A 19,961-nucleotide genomic window follows, 5' to 3' on the forward strand; every position below is an offset into this window, starting at 1 on the left:
CGGGGAGGCGGCCCGTTCCTTTGTGCGAGCAAGACCACGAAAGGGGAAACGGCTACCGGGACGACGGGTGCGTACGGCAGGATCCTGGAATGGAGCGTGTACGTGATCTGTCTGAGCTGCCGAAAGCCCATCTGCACCTGCACTTCACCGGCTCGATGCGGCCGACGACCGTCCTGGAGCTGGCCGACAAGCACGGCGTGCGTCTGCCCGACGCGCTGACGGAAGCGCTGACCAGCGGCGAACCGCCGAAGCTGCGGGCCACGGACGAGCGGGGCTGGTTCCGTTTCCAGCGGCTGTACGACGCCGCGCGCTCCTGCCTGCGGACGCCGGAGGACATCCAGCGGCTGGTCCGCGAGGCCGCCGAGGAGGACCTGAAGGACGGCTCGGGCTGGCTGGAGATCCAGGTCGACCCGACGTCGTACGCGCCCCGCCTGGGCGGCCTGATCCCGGCACTGGAGATCATCCTGGACGCGGTGGACACGACGTCCCGGGAGACCGGCCTCGGCATGCGTGTCCTGGTGGCCGCCAACCGCATGAAGCACCCGCTGGACGCGCGCACCCTGGCCCGCCTGGCGGTGCGCTACGCGGACCGGGGTGTGGTCGGCTTCGGGCTGTCCAACGACGAGCGCCGGGGCATGGCGCGGGACTTCGACCGGGCTTTCCACATCGCGCGCGAGGGCGGACTGCTGTCGGCCCCGCACGGCGGCGAGCTGACCGGCCCGGCGTCGGTGCGGGACTGCCTGGACGACCTGCACGCCTCCCGGATCGGGCACGGGGTGCGCGCGGCGGAGGATCCGCGGGTGCTGAAGCGGCTGGCCGACCGGGGGGTGACCTGCGAGGTGTGCCCGGCCTCCAACGTGGCGCTGGGCGTGTACGAGAAGCCGGAGGACGTTCCGCTGCGCACCCTCTTCGAGGCGGGCGTCCCGATGGCCCTCGGTGCCGACGATCCGCTGCTGTTCGGTTCCCGGCTGGCCGCCCAGTACGAGATCGCCCGGCACGCCCATGACTTCTCGGACGCGGAACTCGCCGAGCTGGCCCGGCAGTCGGTGCGGGGCTCGGCCGCCCCGGAGGACGTCAGGGCCCGGCTGCTGGCCGGCGTGGACGACTGGCTGGCTCGCCCGGCCGCCTGATGTGGGCGTAGGGCGGATAGGCCTGGAAGCAGATCAGCACCTCCGGGCCGTGCCGGGACCCGGGCTCGTCCTTCAGGCCCCGGACGCACTCCAGGAGGGCTGAGCCGCCTTTGACGATCCTTTTCTGCCGGGGGCCCCAGCCCACCGCGTACGCGCAGGACAGGGCCGTGTCGGCGAAGACGGCACGGCTGCCGACGAGGAAGAGCGTCCGCGCGTGGGTCGTGTGCGGCAGCTCGTCCCGGAAGTCCGCCCGGTGGCGGCGCCGCTCCCAGGCCTCCGCGTCCCGCGCGGTGCGGGCCTCGTCGGTGCGGACCGTCAGGGGGGGTGGCCCCGCACGAGCCTGCGGCGCAGCTCGGGCGGGCCACTGGCTGGGCCGCAGGCCGTAGCTGTGGTGGACCAGCACCAGGTCGACCCGTTCTCCGACGCCTCCGTGGTGCGCGGTCGTCGTGTCGCGCAACGGGACGTGGACGATCGTGTGCCGGGAGCGGGCGGCGAAGGAGAACAGGCCTGCCAGCCGGTTCAGCCCGTCGTGGTCGCCGGTCAGGACGCCGTGGGGCGCGGGGTCGCGCAGTGACGTGTGCCGCAGGGGCTGCCAGGGCTGGACGACACGGTGCCGGCGGTGCCCCGTCGTGGGCCGGAACTCGCGCAGCCTCAGCCGCATGCGGACGCCTCTGCGCGGCTGCTCGTCATGCACCCGGTCTGCGGGTCACGCGGAGGGCTCCGATACGGAGATTCCGCCCAGCAGGGTCTCGGCGAGCCGGGCGGCGAACTCGTCCACGGGCGGCCGCTCGCCGCTGTCGGTGGCGTCGTAGGCGAACGCGCGCTGGGCGCAGGCACCCAGGAGGAGGGAGGCGGCCGCGAAGGTGTCGGCGCCGGCGCGGACGCGGCCCGCGGCCTGTTCGGCGCGGAGGTAGGCGTCCAGGCCCTGGATGGGCATGTGCGGGCCCGAGCCGATCTTGCGCAGGGCCTCGTCGTGGCGCCGCTTGAGCTGGGTCTCGGCGTAGAGGGAGGCGGCGATCGGGAAGCTCTGCTCGTAGAACAGGGCGGCCTGGCGGGCGATGCGGGTGAGGTTCTCCTGCAGCGTGCCCTGTCCGGGTTCGGCGGCGAGGCCGCCGAGCAGGGGCGTGAGCCGGGGCAGACGCTCGGAGAGCACCCGGACGAACAGCTCCTCCTTGCTGTCGAAGTACTTGTAGAGGGCCGCTTCGGAGCAGCCGGCCGCCTTGGCGATCTCCTTGGTGGTGGCGCGGGCGAGTCCGACGGTGAGCATCAGCTCATGGGCCGCGTCGAGGATGCGGACACGCGCCGGCTTCGTCTCCATGGGATCTCCGATCGGCCTTGACGAGTGGGTGAGTACTTACCCACCCTAGAGGGAAATGGGGTGAGTAAACACTCACCCACCTCTTCCCGAGTACGGGGGCAGTCATGAATCTCACCGTTTTCGGCGCCACCGGCGGGATCGGCCGGGAGATCGTCCGGCAGGCTCTCGGCGCCGGCCACCAGGTCACGGCCGTGGTCCGCGATCCGGCCCGGCTGGACGTCAGGGGCGACGCGCTGGAGGTGTTCCCCGCCGACCTGACCGATCCTCAGCGGCTGCGTGCCGCCGTCGCGGGCCGGGACGCCGTGCTGTCCGGCCTGGGCGCGCGCGGCCGCAAGAACGCCGGGGACGCCACCCGGCTGACGCGTACGGTCCTGCGCGCGATGGAGGCCGAGGGCACACGACGGCTGCTGGTGGTCAGCGCCGCGCCCGTCGGCCCCGCCCCGGAGGGCGACGGCCCCCTGGACCGCGGCGTACGGGGCCTGGTGTCGGCGATCCTCAAGGACATCTACGCCGATCTGAGCGAGATGGAGGCCGAGCTGGCCCGCAGCGGCACCGACTGGACGGCCGTGCGGCCGCCCCGCCTTCAGGACAAGCCGCTCACCGGCCGCTACCGCACCACCGTCGGCGGCTTCCCGCGCAAGGGCCGCTTCATGGCTCGCGCGGACGTCGCCCACGCGATGCTGTCGATGATCGGCGACGAGGGGACGGTGAAGCAGGGGGTGGGAGTGGCCTACTGACGGCCACGGCCCAGGGCTCACACCACCGAGCCGGTACGGGCTGATCGACAGGACTCGGGCGAGCCGGTAGAGGGGCCGGGGAGACGGGGCCTTGCGCGGATCGGCGCGATCGACAGGGCTCGGGCGAGCCGGTAAGGGGCCGGGAGACGGGGCCCTGCGCGGACCGGTGCGATCGAGAGGGCTCGGACGACCCGGTAGAGGGGCCGGGGAGACGGGGCCCTGCGCGAACCGGTACGGCGGCACGCCCACGCCCGAGCCGGTACGGGGCTGAAGGCCCGGGCCGACCGGCAGCGGGGCCAGGGCCGGGAGTCGGGGCTTACGCGAACCGGTACGGCTGCACACCTACGCCCGAGCCGGTACGGACCGAAGGCCCGCGCCAACCGGCAGCGGGGCCAAGGGCCCGGGAGACGGGGCCCTGCGCGAACCGGCGCGGCGGCACGCCCGCCCCCGAGCCGGTACGGGGCTGAAGGCCCCGGCCGGTGCGGCCAGGCGCGGGCGAGCCGGGGCAGGGGCCGAGGATCCGCGTGAGCCCGTGCCGCTACAGGCTCACGCCCACCGTGACCGGCTCGTTGACCAGGGTGATGCCGAAGGCCTCGCGGACTCCGCCGACCACCTCGCGGGCCAGGGCCAGCAGGTCCTCGGTGGCGGCGCCGCCCCGGTTGGTGAGGGCGAGCGTGTGCTTCGTGGAGATGCGGGCGGGCCCGGTGCCGTAGCCCTTGGTGAAGCCCGCCTTGTCGATCAGCCAGGCCGCCGAGGTCTTCCTGCGGCCCTCACCCGCCGGATACGCGGGCGGCTCGACGCCCTCCCCCAGCCGCTCGCGCACGCGCGCGTGGAACGCGGCGAACTGCTCGTCCGAGAGGATCGGGTTGGTGAAGAAGGACCCCGCCGACCAGGTGTCATGGTCCTCGGGGTCGAGGACCATGCCCTTGCCTGCACGCAGCTTCAGCACGGTCTCACGGGCGTCGGCCAGCGGCACCCGGTCGCCCGGCTCCACACCGAGCGCACGGGCCGCCTCCGCGTACTTCACCGGCGCGGACAGCCCGTCCGCGTCCTCCAGCTCGAAGCGGACGCGCAGCACTACATAGCGCTCCGGATCGGCCTTGAACCGGCTGTGGCGGTACGAGAAGGCGCACTCCTCGTTCGTCAGCGTGACGGTCTCGCCGGCCCGCCGGTCGTACGCGATCACCTCGGTGATGGTGGAGGAGACCTCCTGGCCGTAGGCGCCCACGTTCTGGATCGGCGTGGCGCCCGCGGAGCCCGGGATCCCGGCGAGGCACTCGATCCCGGCGAGCCCGGCCTCGACCGTGCGGGCGACGGCGTCGGTCCACACCTCGCCGGCCGCCAGCTCCAGCGTCGTGCCGCGCAGTTCGACACCGCGTGTGGCGATGCGCAGGGCGGTGCCGTCGAATCCCTTGTCGCCGATGACCAGGTTCGATCCGCCGCCGATGATCAGCAGTGGCGTACCGCTGTCGTCGGCCTCGCGGACGGCCGCGATCACCTCGGCGTCGGTCCCGGCGGTGACCAGCCGCGTCGCGGGACCGCCCAGCCGGAAGGTGGTCAGCGGAGCTAGGGGGGCGTCGTGGAGTACCTGCACGGGCCCAAGACTACGAGACACCTCCGACAGCCCCGCACGCGTGCGGACGACGGCGCCGCCCGGCCCGGCGGCCACAGCCGGCCGGCCCGGCACAACGCACGCGCGCGTGGCCCTCTGTCGGGGTCCACGCGCGCGAGGTTGCGGTCGGTCGCCGTTCTACGTCAGCCGCTGTACCGCTTCCTCCCAGCTCACCGGCAGTCGGTCGCCGGAGGTCCGCCAGGTGGCGAACGCGACGTCGCGCATCTGGGAGGCGAGGTGGCGGGAGGTGGGCCGGTGGGCGCCGGAGTGGGCGAAGGCCTTGAGCGCATCGGCCGACTCCCAGGCGGACAGCGTCCAGAAGACCCGGCGCAGCGGCTGCGCCTTGAGGGAGGCGCCGTGGGCGCCGGGCGCGTGAGCGACCTGCCGCCACACGGCCGGAGTACGGACGAGGAAGCGGAGGGCGCCCCACAGGGTGCGGGTCTCGAAGCGGGAGGCGAAGACGTGGACCTCGGCGTCCTGCGGCGGCGTGTTCGGCACGGTCCAGGGAAGCGTGGGCATCGCGGTCTCCTTGCGGGGACGGTTCCGGTTCAGCGAGTGGTGGTCTGCGGGACCGGGCCGGTCAGCGAGTGGTGGTCTCCAGGACCGGGGGCCCGTCAGCGGACGGTGGTCTCCAGGACCGGGGCCCGTCAGCGGATGGTCGTCTCCAGAACCGCCGCAGGCGCCTGCTCGGCCGCGGGAGCCACCTGGCCGGTGGTGTTGCGGCCGGACGGGATCAGCAGGGCCGCGGCGCCGGCGAGAGCGACCACCGCGGAGCCGGTGACCAGGGCGGGCCGCAGGCCGTCCACGAAGCTCTGCGCGCTCTCGTAGCCGCCCTGCGCGGAGAAGATCGACGACATGACCGCGATGCCGAGCGCGCCGCCCACCTCGCGCAGCGCGTTGTTCGCGCCGGAGGCCATGCCCTGTTCCTGAGCCCGGACGCTGGACATCACCAGGTTGGCCGCCGGGGCGAAGAACAGGGCCATGCCGACGCCACTGATGATCAGGGCGGGCAGCTGGACGGCGTAGGAGGCGTCCGCCGTGGCCACGAAGGCCAGGTAGCCCAGGCCTGCCGCCTGCAGGAACAGGCCCGCGGCGACGACGGGCCGGCCGCCGATGCGGTCGGAGAGTATCCCCGCGATCGGCGCGACGAGCATCGGCATGCCGGTCCACGGCAGCATCCGGAGGCCGGCCTCGGTGGGCGAGTAGCCGAGAACGCCCTGCATGTACTGGCTGAGCAGGAAGATCGAGCCGAACATCCCGACGAACATCAGCAGGCTGGCCGCGTTGATCCCGGAGAAGGCGCGCGAGCGGAACAGGCGCATCGGCAGCATCGGGGCGGCCGCGCGGGAGCTGTAGAGCACGAATCCCGCCAGCAGGGCTCCGCCGCCGATCAGCGCGGTCAGCACCACGGTGTCGGTCCAGCCGTCGGCGGGCCCGCGGACCAGGCCGTACACGATGCCGAAGAGTCCGCCGCTGGCGAGGAGGGTGCCGGGGACGTCGAGCCGGGCGCCGACCCCGTGGGACTCGGCCAGCCGCAGGCGGGCGAGCGGCAGCACGGCCAGGCCGAGCGGGACGTTCAGCCAGAAGATCCAGTGCCAGGAGACGTGCTCGGTGAGGCTGCCGCCGATGAGCGGTCCGGAAGCGACGGCGAGCCCGTTGACGGCGCCCCAGATGCCGTACATGGTCCCGCGCCTGGCGGCGGGCACGGCCGCGGTCAGCAGGGTCAGCGTGAGCGGCATCATCACGGCCGCACCGACGCCCTGGACCGCGCGGGCGGCGATCAGGGAGCCGATGCCGGGTGCCATGGCCGCGGCGGCGGAGGCGCCGGTGAAGACGGCGAGCCCGGCGATGAAGAGCCGGCGGCGGCCGAAGCGGTCGCCGAGCGCGGCACCGAACATCAGCAGGACGGCGAAGGTGAGCGTGTAGGCGCTCACGGTCCACTCCAGGTCGTCCAGCGCTCCCCCGAGGTCCTCGCGGATGGAGGGGAGGGCGGTGGTCACGACGAGGTTGTCGAGGGCCGCCATGAATCCGGCGACGCTGGTGATGACGAGGGCCCATACGGCTCCCCCGCGCGGTGTGGTGTTCGGTGCGGTGTGCTCTGACATCTCTCCCCCTGAGAGTGATCCCCAGTTAGTTATTGATCACTAACTTATGTGGCCATGAAAAGGCGACCCCGCCTTCCCCGCTTGCGCTACTTCTCCAGGCGCCCCGTCAGCCGGGCCGACGGGTAGAGCCCTTCCCACACCCGGTGCTCGGGCGGGAAACCCATGGCGACCAGGCAGTTGATGAGCATCCCGTACGCCAGGAAGACGGTCGTCTCGTTGACGTCCGCGCCGAGCGCCAGGCGCACGGTGTCCCACAGCCGCATCCAGCCGGCTCGTACGCTCTCACCGAACTCGCTGTCGCCCTCCTGCTCGGCGGCCGCCACGGCGACGTACATCTGCATCTGCATCATCAGCCGCTCGGGCCGTTCCGCGATGACACTGGTGTACGCGTTCGCCATGGCATGCAGGGCCTCTTCGCCCCGCAGCCCCTCGGCGGCCTCCTCGAAGGTCCGGATGGTGTCCTCCACGCAGCGTTCCGCCGCCGCCAGGAAGATCGCCTTCTTGCCCGGGAAGAGCCGGAAGAGATACGGCTGCGAGACTCCGACCCGCTTGGCGATCGACTCGGTGGAGGTGCCGTGGTAGCCACCGCGCGCGAACTCGGCGGTCGCCGCGCGAATGACGCTCTCGCGCCGCTCCTCTGCACTCATCCTGGGCATGCAGCTAAGTTAGTACTCAATCACTAACTTAGCAAGAGGCCCCGGCCCTCGCCGCCCGCGGATACGCGTAAGGGGCGCCCCGCCGGGAGGACGCCCCTTACCTCGCACGCTCTCCTGCCCGTCAGGCCAGCCGTACGACCGCCCGGGACATGCCCAGCACCTTCTGGCCGGCACTCATGGCCGTGAGGTCCACGCGCACGGTGTTGTCGTCCAGCTTGGCCGCCACCTTGCCGCTGACCTCGACGAGGGCGCCCTGGTCGTCGTTCGGCACGACGACGGGCTTGGTGAAGCGGACGCCGTACTCCACGACCGCACCGGGGTCGCCGAGCCAGTCGGTGACCACCCGGATCGCCTCGGCCATGGTGAACATGCCGTGCGCGATGACGTCCGGAAGGCCGACCTCCTTGGCGAACTTCTCGTTCCAGTGGATCGGGTTGAAGTCCCCCGAGGCACCCGCGTAGCGCACGAGCGCGCCCCGGGTCACGGGGAAGCTCTGCGCCGGCAGCTCCGTGCCGACCTCGACGTCGTCGTACGCGATCTTCGCCGTCATCAGGTCCTCACGCCTCCTCGGCCGCGCGGGCCACGAGCTTGGTCCAGGCGGTCACGACGTGCTCGCCCGCCTCGTCGTGCACCTCGCCGCGGATGTCCAGGATGTCGTTGCCCGCGAGGGACTTGATCGCCTCGATGGTGGAGGTGACCGTGAGCCGGTCGCCGGCCCGGACCGGACGGCTGTACGCGAACTTCTGGTCGCCGTGCACCACGCGGCTGTAGTCCAGCCCGAGCTGCGGATCCTCGACGACCTGTCCGGCGGCCCGGAAGGTGATGGAGAACACGAAGGTCGGCGGGGCGATCACATCGGAGTGGCCGAACGCCTTGGCGGCCTCCGGGTCCGTGTACACCGGGTTGGACTCGCCCACCGCCTCGGCGAACTCGCGGATCTTCTCCCGGCCCACCTCATAGGGAGCGGTGGGCGGGTAGGTCCGTCCCACGAAGGACTGGTCGAGCGCCATGGCCCGGCACCTCCTGATGTCTGCTGTGATGGCCCCAAATTAGCCGGAAACCAGCCGGGGAATCTGCGCGGGGCGCGCGACGCGCACGTCGCCGAGCAGGGAAAACGCCGTGAGGCCGCCCCCTGGGAAGGGGACGGCCTCACGGACGAGCCTGATTTATCGCGTTTCGCGGTGCGCGGTGTGCGCGTTGCAACGCGGGCAGTGCTTCTTCATCTCAAGTCGATCCGGGTTGTTACGCCGGTTCTTCTTGGTGATGTAGTTCCGCTCCTTGCACTCCACGCAGGCCAGCGTGATCTTCGGGCGGACGTCGGTGGCAGCCACGTGAGTGCTCCTAAGACGAACGGATGGACTAATTCAACGCAAGAAAGAGTAGCCGATCGAAGGACCGACCCCGCAATCGGCTACTGTCAGTAGCGGTGACCGGACTTGAACCGGTGACACAGCGATTATGAGCCGCTTGCTCTACCGACTGAGCTACACCGCTGAGATGCGATCGGACCCCGTCTTTCGACGGGAGCCTCACACACCAGAGCCCCAAAACGGAATCGAACCGTTGACCTTCTCCTTACCATGGAGACGCTCTGCCGACTGAGCTATTGGGGCGAGCGATGAAGACATTACACGGTCCGCCGCCGTTCACCCAAATCCGTATCCGGCCGCCCACCACGACCCGCTTCCCAGCGCTCCCCGCGGCCTCCTGAGCCCCGGGAAGTACGGGTTTCGACCGTGCGCCTCGCGGGGCGCCGCCGCCCACGCGCACGTGGGCGGAGCCTCGCGGAGCGCCGGCCGCCCCGCACACGCGGCGTGACCGGAACTCCCCACGCGCGCGTGAGCAGCGCGAGGGACAGGCGGCCGTCGCCGGGAACGCCGCACGCCACGCGCGTGGGCGACACGTGTACCGCCAAGGGTGGACCACGCCGGTACGACTATTGCGCTCCTGCGCGCCCCGCACGGTGCGCCACCCTAGGCTCGACTCACTCTGTGTGATCTTGGGGTCCTGCCTCCAAGCCCTCCCTCCGGCCAGCCCCGAGCCCCCGGCCCCGACCCTGGAGCGCGATGCCCGACAGCCAGCCGCAGCCTCATCCGCCGTCGAACTCGTCGGGATCCTCCGGACCGGCCGACCCGGGCGCCCTGCTGCTGTGCGGGGCGCGGCTCACCGACGGCCGGACCGTGGACGTACGGCTGAGCGGCGCGCGCATCGAGGCGGTGGGCACGGCCGGCAGTCTCGCGCCGGGGCCGACCCGGAGGACCGCCACGCGCGTGGACCTGAGCGGTTACCTGCTTCTCCCGGCGCCCGCCGAACCGCACGCCCACGGCGACACCGCCCTGTCCGCCGAACACCCCGGCCCGGTGTCGTACGCCCCCGACGACGTCCAGCGCCGGGCGACGGAGGCGGCCCTGCTGCAGCTCGGGCACGGGGCGACGGCGACACGCGCGCACGTGCGCGTCGGCGACGTCCAGGAACTCGGCGCGCTGGGCGCGGTCCTGCAGGCGCGGCGCTCGCTGCGCGGGCTCGCGGAGCTGACGACGGTGGCGATGCCGCGGCTGCTGACCGGGGCGGCCGGCGCCGACGGGCTGGCGATGCTGCGGGACGCGGTGAAGATGGGCGCCTCCGTGGTGGGCGGCTGCCCGGACCTGGACCCGGATCCCACGGGCTATGTGGAGGCCGTCCTGGAGGTGGCGTCCGAACACGGCTGCCCGGTGGACCTGCACACGGACGCCGCCGACCCCGCCCGGTTGTCCCGGCTCGCGGCCATGGCGGGTGGCCTGCGCCCCGGCGTGACGATCGGACCGTGCGCCGGTCTCGCGCGCCTGCCCACCGACGCCGCCTCCCGCGTCGCGGACCAGCTCGCGGCGGCGGGCGTGAGCGTGGTGTGTCTGCCCCAGGGCGGCTGCGGCGGCGCCGACGGGCAGGGCACGGCTCCGGTACGGCTGCTGCGGGCGGCCGGGGTACGGGTGGCGGCCGGGAGCGGCGCGCTGCGCGACGTCTCCAACCCCGTCGGCCGCGGCGATCCGCTGGAGGCCGCCTACCTCCTCGCCTCGGCCCACGGCCTGCGCCCGGAGGACGCCTACGACGCCGTGTGCGCCTCGGCCCGCGCGGTGCTGGGCCTGCCGGACGTCCGCGTGGAGGCGGGCTTCCCGGCGGAACTCCTCGCCGTACGCGGAGAGCATCTGGCCGGCGCGCTCTCCCTCGCCTACAGCCGGATCGTGGTGCACCGGGGCCGGGTGGTGGCACGTACCAGCGCGGTGCGCGAGTACTGCAACTCGGCGGCCGCGGCGGAACTCGGGCTGCCGCGGCAGGGGCGGAGCGAACTGTCGTGAGGTGGTCCGCGAGGTACGGCGTCCGGCGGGGCGCGCGGTTCGGCGTACGCCTCGGCGGTCCGAGCCGGGCGCGTGAGCTTTCACTCCACGCCGGGCGCGTGAGCGGCCGGTGCGCGCCGGCGCTCGCTTGTCCGCGTGAGCCGGCGCGCTCCGGCCACGCCGGTTAACTCGTGCGGCGGATGCGCCTCTTCGGGCGTACGGTCGGATTCATGCGCATTGTCATTGCTGGTGGTCATGGTCAGATCGCGCTGCGGCTGGAGCGTCTGCTCTCCGCGCGCGGGGACGAGGTGGCGGGAATCATCCGCAAGGCCGAGCAGGGCGACGATCTGCGGGCGGCCGGTGCCGAACCGGTGCTGCTCGACCTGGAGTCCGCCTCGGTGGAGGAGGTCGCGGCGCATCTGCAGGGCGCGGACGCGGCGGTGTTCGCGGCGGGCGCGGGCCCGGGCAGCGGTACGGGCCGCAAGGAGACGGTGGACAAGGGCGCGGCGGTGCTGTTCGCGGACGCGGCCGTCCGTGCGCGCGTACGCCGCTTCGTGGTGGTGTCCTCGATGGGCGCGGACCCCGCGCACCGGGGAGACGAGGTCTTCGACGTGTATCTGCGGGCCAAGGGCGAGGCCGACGCGCACGTCGCCCGGCAGGAGACGCTGGACTGGACGATCCTGCGCCCCGGTTCGCTGACGGACGACGCGGGCACCGGGCAGGTCCGGATGGAGGCGCACACCGGGCGCGGGGAGATCCCCCGGGACGATGTGGCGGCCGTGCTCGCGGAGCTGGTGGACACGCCGGCGACGGCCGGTCTGACGCTGGAGCTGATCAGCGGATCGACACCGGTGTCGGTCGCGGTGAAGTCGGTGGCCGGGAACTGAGTCCGGCCCCCGCCCGTTGAACGGTCACCCCTCGCCCCGCACGACCCGTTGCTCAGAACAGCGGCAGCTGCCCGGGAAAGTCCGGCACGGCGTACCCGTCCAACGACGGCTGGACCGCCCCGAGTTGTGCCTGCCGTCGCGATCCGGCGCAGGAGACGAGGTCTCCGCTCCCTCGCGTCCCGGGCGGGTCGTGGCGTGCGAAGCGGCCTGCGACGACGGCGATTTCGCGGCGGCACACGGGACAGGTTCTGCGTCGGGAGGACATGCCGTCAGTGTGCCCGCGGCAGGGCGGTGGCGACACCGCCGTCAGGTCCGGGTCTCCGCCTCCCACCGGTCCGGTCCCACCCCGCGCCAGTCGATCAGCGGCGAATCGGCCACCTGCTCGGGCTCGATCTCCAGCCCGGCCCGGCGCAGGAACTCCACCAGGTCCCGCACGTTGTGCGCGAGGCCCAGGATCTCGCCGTCCACCCGGACCCGGCGGCCGCCGGTCGGGGACGGCAGGTGCACGATGATGGGACGTTTCCCGGCCATGGCTCCAGCATCATCCGGACCGCCCGGTCCCGCACCCGGGCCGGTCATTCGACAATTCCCAGCGCGGTGTCCGGCCGGCACAGCGGGCATGCCGTGACACCTCCTTCGGTGAGCGCGCGTACCGCCTGCTCCCGGCCGATCCCCTTCGAGCGGCCGCCGGCGCTCGAACAGCCGCCGATGTGGACGTAGACCGCGTTCCGGCCGTTCAGGCCGCGCTCGATCAGCCAGGCCGGGGCGGTCCGCCGGACCGCGAGACGGCGTTGCCGTTCGGTCTCCCGGCGCTCTTCGTCCGCGATCCACCGGTCCATGAGCGCGAGCTGCCTGACAGCCTGATGTTCGACGACGCGGCGCGCGAAGCGCAGCATGTCGAGACGCGTCAGCGGACGGTCATCGTTCACACGTTCGATTCTAGTGAAAGCGACCGGGAAAGCGCGACCAGCGGGAGCGGGCATGCCCCGATCCGGCGGTCGGGCAAGGAAAATGACGAGGTCCCCGTGATCTGCTCTTGCAGATCACGGGGACCTCGTCTCCCGTGTGGCGGCGCCAGGATTCGAACCTGGGAAGGCTGAGCCGGCAGATTTACAGTCTGCTCCCTTTGGCCGCTCGGGCACACCGCCGGGTTGTGCCGCCAAGTGAACCCGCTTTCGGCGGTGCTCCCTGGCAACGACGTAAACAATACCCGATACGGAGGGGTGCTTCGCCACCCGATTGATCTCCACCCCGGAGGTCGCGGGGTGGCTAGGCTGGTGCGGATGCGGCCCGGCACGATGCCGGGCCCGGCGGCCGCCGCCGCGCACGCCGGCACGCACCCGACCAGCACCCCGATACAAGGAGCCACAGGACATGGCCGACTCCAGTTTCGACATCGTCTCGAAGGTCGAGCGGCAGGAGGTCGACAACGCCCTCAACCAGGCCGCCAAGGAGATCTCGCAGCGCTACGACTTCAAGGGCGTGGGCGCCTCGATCTCGTGGTCCGGTGACAAGATCCTCATGGAGGCGAACTCCGAGGACCGGGTGAAGGCTGTCCTCGACGTCTTCCAGTCCAAGCTGATCAAGCGCGGTATCTCGCTGAAGGCGCTCGACGCGGGCGAGCCGCAGCTGTCCGGCAAGGAGTACAAGATCTTCGCCTCCATCGAGGAGGGCATCTCCCAGGAGAACGCGAAGAAAGTGGCGAAGATCATCCGCGACGAGGGCCCCAAGGGCGTGAAGGCCCAGGTCCAGGGTGACGAGCTGCGGGTCACCTCCAAGAGCCGCGACGACCTGCAGGCCGTGATCGCCCTCCTCAAGGGCAAGGACTTCGACTTCGCGCTGCAGTTCGTGAACTACCGGTAGGACTCCCGCAGCACGGGAAGCGAGGGGTGGGCACCCGGCGGTGCCCACCCCTCGGTCAGTCGCGGGAGTTGCCGAACAGGATGCGGTAGACGATCAGCAGCACCAGGGAGCCGCCGATGGCCGCGGCCCACGTGGCGCCGTCGTAGAAGTCCTTGGTGATCGGGTGGTCCAGCCAGCGCGCCGAGATCCAGCCGCCTATGAACGCCCCCGCGACACCGATGAGGGTCGTACCGATGAAGCCGCCGGGGTCGCGGCCCGGCAACAGAACCTTCGCGATGGCTCCGGCCAGCAGTCCCAGGATGATCCAACCGATGATGCTCATGCCGTGAACCTGCCCTTCCGCGCTGTGTCCGCACTGTCCGGTCCCTGAAATTCCGGTGAGGACCCGCCGTCCGTCGCGCGCGTGTTCGTGCCGTGTTGTCGAAGAAGACGTCACAGGTCCACCAGCCGGTTGCGGCGGTCAGTAGGGTGCGGCGCATGACACGCACCGGCACCGACCTGCGCCGCACCCTCGGGGTGCGCGACGCCGTGGTCGTCGGCCTCGGCTCGATGATCGGGGCCGGCGTCTTCTCGGCCCTGGGACCCGCCGCGCGAGCGGCGGGCTCGGGGCTGCTGCCGGGGCTCGCCGTCGCGGCCGTGGTGGCCTACTGCAACGCCATGTCCTCGGCCCGTCTCGCCACCCGCTATCCGGCCTCGGGCGGCACGTACGTGTACGGGCGGGAGCGGCTCGGCGCCTTCTGGGGATATCTCGCGGGCTGGGCGTTCGTGGTCGGCAAGACGGCCTCCTGCGCAGCCATGGCACTCACCGTGGGCGCGTACGTCTGGCCGGGGCAGGCGCACGCGGTGGCGGTCGCGGCCGTGGTGGCGCTGACCGCCGTGAACTACGGAGGGATCCAGAAGTCGGCGTGGCTGACGCGAGTGATCGTGGCCGTGGTGCTGGCCGTGCTCGCCGCCGTGGTCGTCGTCTGCCTGACCTCGGGCCGGGCCGACGCCGGGCGGCTCGGCATCGGGGTGTCCACGGGTGCCGGCGGGGTCCTTCAGGCGGCCGGGCTGCTGTTCTTCGCGTTCGCCGGCTATGCGCGGATCGCGACCCTCGGCGAAGAGGTCCGCGATCCGGCGCGCACGATTCCGCGTGCCGTTCCGCTGGCCCTGGGGATCGCTCTGGTGGTGTACGCGTGCGTAGCCGTCGCGGTGCTCGCCGTCCTCGGCGCCGACGGCCTCGGGCAGGCGGCGGCTCCCCTGGCCGACGCGGTGCGGGCGGCCGGGGCGCCGGGACTCGTGCCCGTGGTGCGCGCGGGTGCGGCCGTGGCCGCGCTCGGTTCGCTACTGGCGCTGATCCTCGGTGTGTCCCGTACGACGCTCGCCATGGCCCGGGACGGGCATCTGCCGGGGGCGCTGGCGGTCGTACACCCGCGTTTCCAGGTGCCGCACCGGGCTGAGCTGGCCGTGGGGGCGGTGGTCGCCGTGCTGGCCGCGACGGTGGACGTACGCGGCGCGATCGGCTTCTCCTCCTTCGGCGTACTGGCCTACTACGCCGTCGCCAACGCCTCGGCCTGGACACTGAGTCCGGCCCCGCTGTCCCGGGTGGTGCCGGTGGTGGGCCTGCTGGGCTGCGCCGCCCTGGCGTTCGCGCTGCCCGTGCTCTCGGTGGCCGTGGGAGCGGGCGTGCTCGCGCTGGGCGCGGCGGCCTACGGCGTACGACGGTGGCGGGCGGGGCGGCACGCCGCGTGACGTGCCGTCAGCGGGCGGGCGCCCGGCCGCCCGCGCACCCCGCGCCCGCTGCTCGCCGGTCGACTCAGCGGGCCGCGAACGGCTGGTCCGTCGGGACGATCTCGCGGCCCAGCGGGAGCAGGGAGACCGGGATCAGCTTGAAGTTGGCGATGCCGAACGGGATGCCGATGATCGTGATGCACAGGGCGATGCCGGTGACGATGTGGGCGAGCGCCAGCCACCAGCCGGCCAGGACCAGCCACAGGACGTTGCCGAGGCACGAGGGGGCGCCCGCGTCGTGGCGCTCGACCGTGGTGTACCCGAAGGGCCACAGGGCGTAGACGCCGATGCGGAACGCGGCGATGCCGAACGGGATGCCGATGATCGTGATGCACAGCAGGACGCCGGCGAGCAGGTAGCCGAGGAACAGCCAGAAGCCGCTCAGGACGAGCCAAATGACGTTCAGGACGGTCTTCACCGGTGGCCCCCTGCCATCTTCTCGAGCCGGTTGATGCGCTCCGCCATCGGCGGGTGCGTGGAGAACATCTTGGACAGCCCCTGCCCCGGGCGGAAGGGGTTCGCGATCATCATGTGGCTCGCGGTCTCGATCCGGGGCTCGGGCGGCAGCGGGAGCTGCCGGGTGCCGGCATCCAGCTTGCGCAGCGCGCTCGCGAGGGCGAGTGGGTCGCCGGTGAGCTGGGCTCCCGAGGCATCCGCCTCGTACTCCCGGGAGCGGCTGATGGCCAGCTGGATGACGGTGGCGGCGATCGGGCCGAGGATCATGATCAGCAGCAGGCCGAGCAGGCCGGGGCCGTCGTCGTCGTCCGAGCGGCCGATCGGGATCAGCCAGGCGAAGTTCACCAGAAACATGATCACGGAGGCGAGGGCGCCGGCCACCGAGGAGATGAGGATGTCCCGGTTGTAGACGTGGCTCAGCTCGTGGCCGATGACGCCGCGCAGCTCGCGCTCGTCCAGCAGGCGCAGGATGCCCTCGGTGCAGCACACGGCCGCGTTGCGCGGGTTGCGGCCCGTGGCGAAGGCGTTGGGGGCCTCCGTCGGGGAGATGTACAGCCGGGGCATGGGCTGGCGGGCCTGCGTGGACAGCTCGCGCACCATTCGGTACAGCGCCGGGGCCTCGAACTCGCTGACCGGACGGGCACGCATCGCCCGCAGCGCCAGCTTGTCGCTGTTCCAGTACGCGTACGCGTTCGTCCCGAGGGCGACCAGAACCGCGACGATCAGCCCGGCGCGGCCGAAGAAGCTGCCGATGACGATGATGAGTGCGGACAGTCCCCCGAGGAGTACGGCGGTCCTGAGCCCGTTGTGCCGGCGGTGCACGGTGCGCCCTCCAAGTCGTGCAGCTGGGGAACACTTTGGTCCAGTGGACCCTCCCGTCTGGGACAACGCCAGGCGGCGGTCACGAGTTCCCTGGTGTGTGCGGCGGCATGGGTCGGCCGTACGGGTGACGTGCGCCTTCGGCCTGCGCCTTCGGCCTCACGCGCGCGTGGTGGCACGGGTGCCCCACGCGCGCGTGCCGATTCCTCAGAACAGGCCGGTGGCCGCGAAGCGCAGGACCAGCTGGGGTGCTCCGGACAGGGCGACGCCGAGGACTCCGGTCAGGGCGATGGCGGCCGTGAGAGGGGCCGGGACGCGGTGCCGGGCGGGCTCGCCCTCGGGGGCGCGGAACAGCAGGGCCGTCCACTGCAGGTAGTAGAAGAGGGCGATCACGACGTTGACGGCCATGACGACCGCGAGCCAGCCCAGGCCCGCGTCGACGGCCGCCGAGAACACGGTGACCTTCGCGAACAGGCCGATGACGCCCGGCGGCAGCCCGGCCAGGCACAGCAGGAAGAAGGCCATGAGCAGGGCGGTGAACGGGTTGGTGGCGTAGAGGCCCCGGTAGTCGGCGACCCGGTTCAGGGCCCGGCTGCGGCCCACCAGGGCGGCGACCGCGAACGCACCGAGGTTCACGGCGGCGTACATCAGGGCGTACGCGACCGTCGAGCCGATCGCCTTCTGGGGGTCCTTGGCGTAGCCGGCGGCGGCGATCGGCACGAGGAGGTAGCCGGCCTGGCCGACGGAGGACCAGGCGAGCAGCCGTACGGCGCTGTACGCGCGCGTGGCCTGCTGGCGCAGGGCGCCGACGTTGCCGATGGTCATGGTGAGGGCGGCCAGGGCGGCGAGCGCGGGCCCCCAGACGTCGGCGTACGACGGGAACGCGACGACGGTGACGAGGATCAGGCCGGAGAAGCCGACCGCCTTGCCGACGACCGAGAGGTAGGCGGCGACGGGCAGCGGTGCGCCCACGTAGGTGTCGGGCACCCAGAAGTGGAAGGGCACGGCGGCCGTCTTGAAGGCGAAGCCGACGAGGGTCAGGACGACCCCGGTCTGGGCGAGGGTGTCCAGCCGGCCGTCGACGTGCGTCAGGCGCTGGGCGACCTGGGTGAGGTAGAGGGTGCCGGTGGAGGCGTAGACGAAGCTGATGCCCATCAGGCTCACCGCGGTGGCGGTGACCGAGGACAGGAAGAACTTCAGGGCGGCCTCGGAGGACCGCTTGTCGCCGTGCCGGATGCCCACCAGGGCGAAGGCGGGCAGGGAGGCGACCTCCAGGGCGACGATCAGGGTGGCCAGGTCGCGGGAGGCGGGCAGCAGGGCGGCGCCGGCCGCGGAGGACAGCAGCAGGAACCAGAACTCGCCCGCCGGGACGCGCCGCCGGTCGTCGTCGAGGTTCGTGACCGACAGCAGGGCCGCCAGCAGGGCGCCGCCGAGGACCAGGAACTGGATGACGAGGGTGAACCGGTCCGCGGTGTAGCTGCACACGCGCGCGTGGCCGGTCAGGCAGAAGGTGCTGCGGTCGCCGTCCAGGAGGGGCAGGATCAGCAGGACGGCCGCGGCCAGTCCGGCGACCGAGACCCAGCCGAGCACGGCCTTGCGGGGCTCGGGCAGGAACAGGTCGGCGACGAGGACGACCAGCGCCACGACGGCGGTGATCGTGGGCGGGGCGATCGCGAGCCAGTCGACGGACTGGACCAGCGACTCGGCAAGCGGCTGGGCGCTCATCGGGTGCCTCCTGCGAGGAGCTGCTGCACGGCCGGGTCGGTCAGGCCGAGCAGGGACTTCGGCCACAGTCCGGCGACGACGGTGAGGGTGACGAGCGGGGTCCAGGCGGCGAACTCGTACCCGTGGACGTCAGCGAGCCTCGGCACCTCCTGCTCGGCGCCGCCCATGCACACGCGGCGGACCACGATCAGCATGTAGGCGGCCGTCAGCAGGGTGCCGAACGCGCCGATGGCCATGAAGGTGAGGAACGCGGGCCGGCTGAGGTCCGAGGCGGGCTCGAACGCGCCGAACAGGGCCAGCATCTCGCCCCAGAACCCGGCGAGGCCGGGCAGGCCGAGGGAGGCGACGGCGCCGAAGGCGAGGAGTCCGCCGAGGCGCGGGGCCCTGCCGTACAGGGCGGCGCCCGACTCCTGCGCGAGGGTGTCCAGGTCGGTGGTGCCGGTGCGGTCTTTCAACGCGCCGACCAGGAAGAACAGCAGGCCGGTGATGAGGCCGTGGGCGATGTTGGCGAACAGGGCGCCGTTCACGCCGGTCGGGGTCATGGTGGCGATGCCCAGCAGGACGAAGCCCATGTGGCCGACGGAGGAGTAGGCGATCAGCCGCTTGAGATCGCCCTTGGCGCCCTGCTTGGCCAGGGCCAGACAGGCCAGGGACCCGTAGATGATCCCGACGACGGCGAACGCGGCGAGGTAGGGCGCGAAGGTGTGGAAGCCGTCCGGTGCGATCGGCAGCAGGATGCGGACGAATCCGTACGTACCCATCTTCAGCAGGACACCGGCCAGCAGGACGGAGCCGACGGTCGGCGCGGCGGTGTGGGCGTCGGGGAGCCAGCTGTGCAGCGGCCACATCGGCGTCTTGACCGCGAGCCCGATCCCGATCGTCAGAACGGCGATGACCTGCACGGATGCGGTCAGCGACCGGCCGTTGTCAGTGGCGAGTGCCACCATGTCGAAGGTGCCCGCCTTGATCCCGATCAGGAGCAGGCCGAGCAGCATGACGACGGAGCCGAGCAGCGTGAACAGGATGAACTTCCACGAGGCCCGGGTCCGGCCCTCGCCGCCCCAGCGGGCGATGAGGAAGTACATCGGGATGAGCACCGTCTCGAACGCGAGGAAGAACAGCAGCAGGTCGAGGACGGCGAAGGTCGCGAGGGTGCCGGACTCGAGCAGGAGCAGCAGTGCGACGAACGCCTTCGGGGACGGGCCCGAGGGCAGCTTGAAGTACGAGTAGAGCGCGCAGAGGAAGGTCAGCAGCGCGGTCAGGACCAGGAGGGGGAGGGAGATGCCGTCGATGCCGAGGTGGATCCGCACGTCGAGTGCCGGGATCCAGCTGATGTCGGTCGTGGCCTGCATCTTCGACGGATGGTCGTGGTCGAAGCCGAGCGCCAGGACGATCGCGGCGAGAAGGATCGCGCCGGTGACGGTGACGCCGTGCCGGAGCACGGCCTGCTCGGGTGACTTCCCCTTCAGTCCGGGCGGGGCGGGCAGAAGAGCGGCGACGGCGCCGACGAGCGGGCCGACGACGACGAATGCCAGAAGGAACTGCATCACGGACTCGTTGATATCGATCACG

General features: G+C 72.0%; 23 protein-coding genes and 3 tRNA genes. 6 read left to right on the forward strand and 20 right to left on the reverse strand.

Annotated elements, in window-relative coordinates; genetic code table 11:
- Nucleotides 1-89 precede the first annotated feature (89 nt).
- A complete protein-coding gene (locus ACZ5CW_RS13910; protein WP_468600780.1) occupies nt 90-1,130 on the forward strand; it encodes an adenosine deaminase in 1,041 nt (346 codons plus the stop codon).
- Here ACZ5CW_RS13910 and ACZ5CW_RS13915 read toward each other — a convergent pair.
- Together ACZ5CW_RS13915 and ACZ5CW_RS13920 are read right to left on the reverse strand one after the other, a co-directional pair.
- Entirely contained in the window at nt 1,075-1,791 is a 717-nt protein-coding gene (locus ACZ5CW_RS13915) for a hypothetical protein (protein ID WP_468600782.1), read from the reverse strand. The genes ACZ5CW_RS13910 and ACZ5CW_RS13915 overlap by 56 nt on opposite strands.
- Nucleotides 1,792-1,836: 45 nt before the next feature.
- Nucleotides 1,837-2,448 (reverse strand): TetR/AcrR family transcriptional regulator, encoded by a 612-nt coding sequence (locus tag ACZ5CW_RS13920; RefSeq protein ID WP_468600784.1) that lies wholly within the window; start codon nt 2,446-2,448, stop codon nt 1,837-1,839.
- 104 nt (nt 2,449-2,552) lie between these two features.
- Between ACZ5CW_RS13920 and ACZ5CW_RS13925 the strand changes: the two genes are divergently transcribed.
- On the forward strand, nt 2,553-3,185 hold the full coding sequence (locus ACZ5CW_RS13925; RefSeq protein WP_468600786.1) for an NAD(P)-dependent oxidoreductase: 633 nt from the start codon (nt 2,553-2,555) through the stop codon (nt 3,183-3,185).
- Nucleotides 3,186-3,723: 538 nt separating this feature from the next.
- On the opposite strand, the gene ACZ5CW_RS13930 is transcribed toward ACZ5CW_RS13925, so the two are convergent.
- The 9 genes from ACZ5CW_RS13930 to ACZ5CW_RS13970 form a co-directional block, all read right to left on the reverse strand.
- Complete coding sequence (locus tag ACZ5CW_RS13930; RefSeq protein ID WP_468601104.1) at nt 3,724-4,809, reverse strand: UDP-N-acetylmuramate dehydrogenase; 1,086 nt, start codon at nt 4,807-4,809, stop codon at nt 3,724-3,726.
- A gap of 126 nt (nt 4,810-4,935) precedes the next feature.
- Nucleotides 4,936-5,316, reverse strand: a complete 381-nt coding sequence (locus tag ACZ5CW_RS13935; protein ID WP_468600788.1) for a DUF3291 domain-containing protein — start codon at nt 5,314-5,316, stop codon at nt 4,936-4,938.
- Between the two features lie 128 nt (nt 5,317-5,444).
- Entirely contained in the window at nt 5,445-6,902 is a 1,458-nt protein-coding gene (locus ACZ5CW_RS13940; protein WP_468600790.1) for a DHA2 family efflux MFS transporter permease subunit, read from the reverse strand.
- An 86-nt stretch (nt 6,903-6,988) separates the two neighbouring features.
- A complete protein-coding gene (locus ACZ5CW_RS13945; RefSeq protein ID WP_468600792.1) occupies nt 6,989-7,558 on the reverse strand; it encodes a TetR/AcrR family transcriptional regulator in 570 nt (189 codons plus the stop codon).
- 121 nt (nt 7,559-7,679) lie between these two features.
- Nucleotides 7,680-8,108 carry a MaoC family dehydratase gene (locus ACZ5CW_RS13950; protein WP_468600794.1) on the reverse strand — a complete coding sequence of 143 codons (429 nt, stop codon included), beginning with the start codon at nt 8,106-8,108 and terminating at the stop codon, nt 7,680-7,682.
- A gap of 7 nt (nt 8,109-8,115) precedes the next feature.
- Nucleotides 8,116-8,568: an FAS1-like dehydratase domain-containing protein gene (locus ACZ5CW_RS13955; protein WP_468600796.1), complete on the reverse strand. Its 453-nt coding sequence runs from the start codon at nt 8,566-8,568 to the stop codon at nt 8,116-8,118.
- A gap of 156 nt (nt 8,569-8,724) precedes the next feature.
- Nucleotides 8,725-8,889: a 50S ribosomal protein L33 gene (gene rpmG, locus ACZ5CW_RS13960; protein WP_003948671.1), complete on the reverse strand. Its 165-nt coding sequence runs from the start codon at nt 8,887-8,889 to the stop codon at nt 8,725-8,727.
- A 90-nt stretch (nt 8,890-8,979) separates the two neighbouring features.
- Nucleotides 8,980-9,052, reverse strand: a tRNA-Met gene (locus ACZ5CW_RS13965).
- A 46-nt stretch (nt 9,053-9,098) separates the two neighbouring features.
- Nucleotides 9,099-9,171: transfer RNA gene (locus tag ACZ5CW_RS13970), tRNA-Thr, on the reverse strand.
- Nucleotides 9,172-9,624: 453 nt separating this feature from the next.
- Between ACZ5CW_RS13970 and ACZ5CW_RS13975 the strand changes: the two genes are divergently transcribed.
- A complete protein-coding gene (locus tag ACZ5CW_RS13975; RefSeq protein WP_468600798.1) occupies nt 9,625-10,890 on the forward strand; it encodes an amidohydrolase family protein in 1,266 nt (421 codons plus the stop codon).
- Between the two features lie 209 nt (nt 10,891-11,099).
- On the forward strand, nt 11,100-11,756 hold the full coding sequence (locus ACZ5CW_RS13980) for an NAD(P)H-binding protein (RefSeq protein ID WP_468600800.1): 657 nt from the start codon (nt 11,100-11,102) through the stop codon (nt 11,754-11,756).
- A gap of 52 nt (nt 11,757-11,808) precedes the next feature.
- Here ACZ5CW_RS13980 and ACZ5CW_RS13985 read toward each other — a convergent pair whose 3' ends face one another.
- The 4 genes from ACZ5CW_RS13985 to ACZ5CW_RS14000 all read right to left on the reverse strand — a co-directional run bounded on the left by ACZ5CW_RS13985 (nt 11,809) and on the right by ACZ5CW_RS14000 (nt 12,904).
- Nucleotides 11,809-12,021 carry a hypothetical protein gene (locus tag ACZ5CW_RS13985; protein WP_468600802.1) on the reverse strand — a complete coding sequence of 71 codons (213 nt, stop codon included), beginning with the start codon at nt 12,019-12,021 and terminating at the stop codon, nt 11,809-11,811.
- Between the two features lie 41 nt (nt 12,022-12,062).
- Nucleotides 12,063-12,287 (reverse strand): hypothetical protein, encoded by a 225-nt coding sequence (locus ACZ5CW_RS13990; protein WP_356940795.1) that lies wholly within the window; start codon nt 12,285-12,287, stop codon nt 12,063-12,065.
- A gap of 44 nt (nt 12,288-12,331) precedes the next feature.
- Nucleotides 12,332-12,685, reverse strand: coding sequence for a DUF6233 domain-containing protein (locus ACZ5CW_RS13995; RefSeq protein WP_468600804.1), 354 nt, complete (start codon nt 12,683-12,685; stop codon nt 12,332-12,334).
- Nucleotides 12,686-12,822: 137 nt separating this feature from the next.
- A tRNA-Tyr gene (locus tag ACZ5CW_RS14000) sits at nt 12,823-12,904 on the reverse strand.
- A 226-nt stretch (nt 12,905-13,130) separates the two neighbouring features.
- Here ACZ5CW_RS14000 and ACZ5CW_RS14005 point away from each other — a divergent pair.
- Nucleotides 13,131-13,619, forward strand: a complete 489-nt coding sequence (locus ACZ5CW_RS14005) for a YajQ family cyclic di-GMP-binding protein (RefSeq protein WP_073940588.1) — start codon at nt 13,131-13,133, stop codon at nt 13,617-13,619.
- A 55-nt stretch (nt 13,620-13,674) separates the two neighbouring features.
- Here ACZ5CW_RS14005 and ACZ5CW_RS14010 read toward each other — a convergent pair whose 3' ends face one another.
- Nucleotides 13,675-13,941 carry a GlsB/YeaQ/YmgE family stress response membrane protein gene (locus tag ACZ5CW_RS14010; protein ID WP_361684418.1) on the reverse strand — a complete coding sequence of 89 codons (267 nt, stop codon included), beginning with the start codon at nt 13,939-13,941 and terminating at the stop codon, nt 13,675-13,677.
- 155 nt (nt 13,942-14,096) lie between these two features.
- On the opposite strand from ACZ5CW_RS14010, the gene ACZ5CW_RS14015 reads away from it, so the two are divergent.
- Nucleotides 14,097-15,350 carry an APC family permease gene (locus ACZ5CW_RS14015; RefSeq protein WP_468600807.1) on the forward strand — a complete coding sequence of 418 codons (1,254 nt, stop codon included), beginning with the start codon at nt 14,097-14,099 and terminating at the stop codon, nt 15,348-15,350.
- A gap of 64 nt (nt 15,351-15,414) precedes the next feature.
- Here ACZ5CW_RS14015 and ACZ5CW_RS14020 read toward each other — a convergent pair whose 3' ends face one another.
- The 4 genes from ACZ5CW_RS14020 to ACZ5CW_RS14035 all read right to left on the reverse strand — a co-directional run bounded on the left by ACZ5CW_RS14020 (nt 15,415) and on the right by ACZ5CW_RS14035 (nt 19,960).
- The gene (locus ACZ5CW_RS14020; protein ID WP_468600809.1) at nt 15,415-15,807 is read right to left on the reverse strand and encodes a YccF domain-containing protein; all 393 of its coding nucleotides are present in this window, start codon (nt 15,805-15,807) and stop codon (nt 15,415-15,417) included.
- Complete coding sequence (htpX, locus tag ACZ5CW_RS14025) at nt 15,804-16,667, reverse strand: zinc metalloprotease HtpX (RefSeq protein ID WP_468600811.1); 864 nt, start codon at nt 16,665-16,667, stop codon at nt 15,804-15,806. The genes ACZ5CW_RS14020 and htpX overlap by 4 nt, the downstream gene beginning before the upstream one ends.
- A 204-nt stretch (nt 16,668-16,871) precedes the next feature.
- Complete coding sequence (locus ACZ5CW_RS14030) at nt 16,872-18,389, reverse strand: NADH-quinone oxidoreductase subunit N (protein WP_468600813.1); 1,518 nt, start codon at nt 18,387-18,389, stop codon at nt 16,872-16,874.
- The gene (locus tag ACZ5CW_RS14035) at nt 18,386-19,960 is read right to left on the reverse strand and encodes an NADH-quinone oxidoreductase subunit M (RefSeq protein ID WP_468600815.1); all 1,575 of its coding nucleotides are present in this window, start codon (nt 19,958-19,960) and stop codon (nt 18,386-18,388) included. Before ACZ5CW_RS14035 ends, ACZ5CW_RS14030 begins: the two co-directional genes overlap by 4 nt.
- Nucleotide 19,961: the final 1 nt, after the last annotated feature.

The sequence above is a fragment of the Streptomyces sp. NPDC031379 genome, assembly GCF_055569615.1.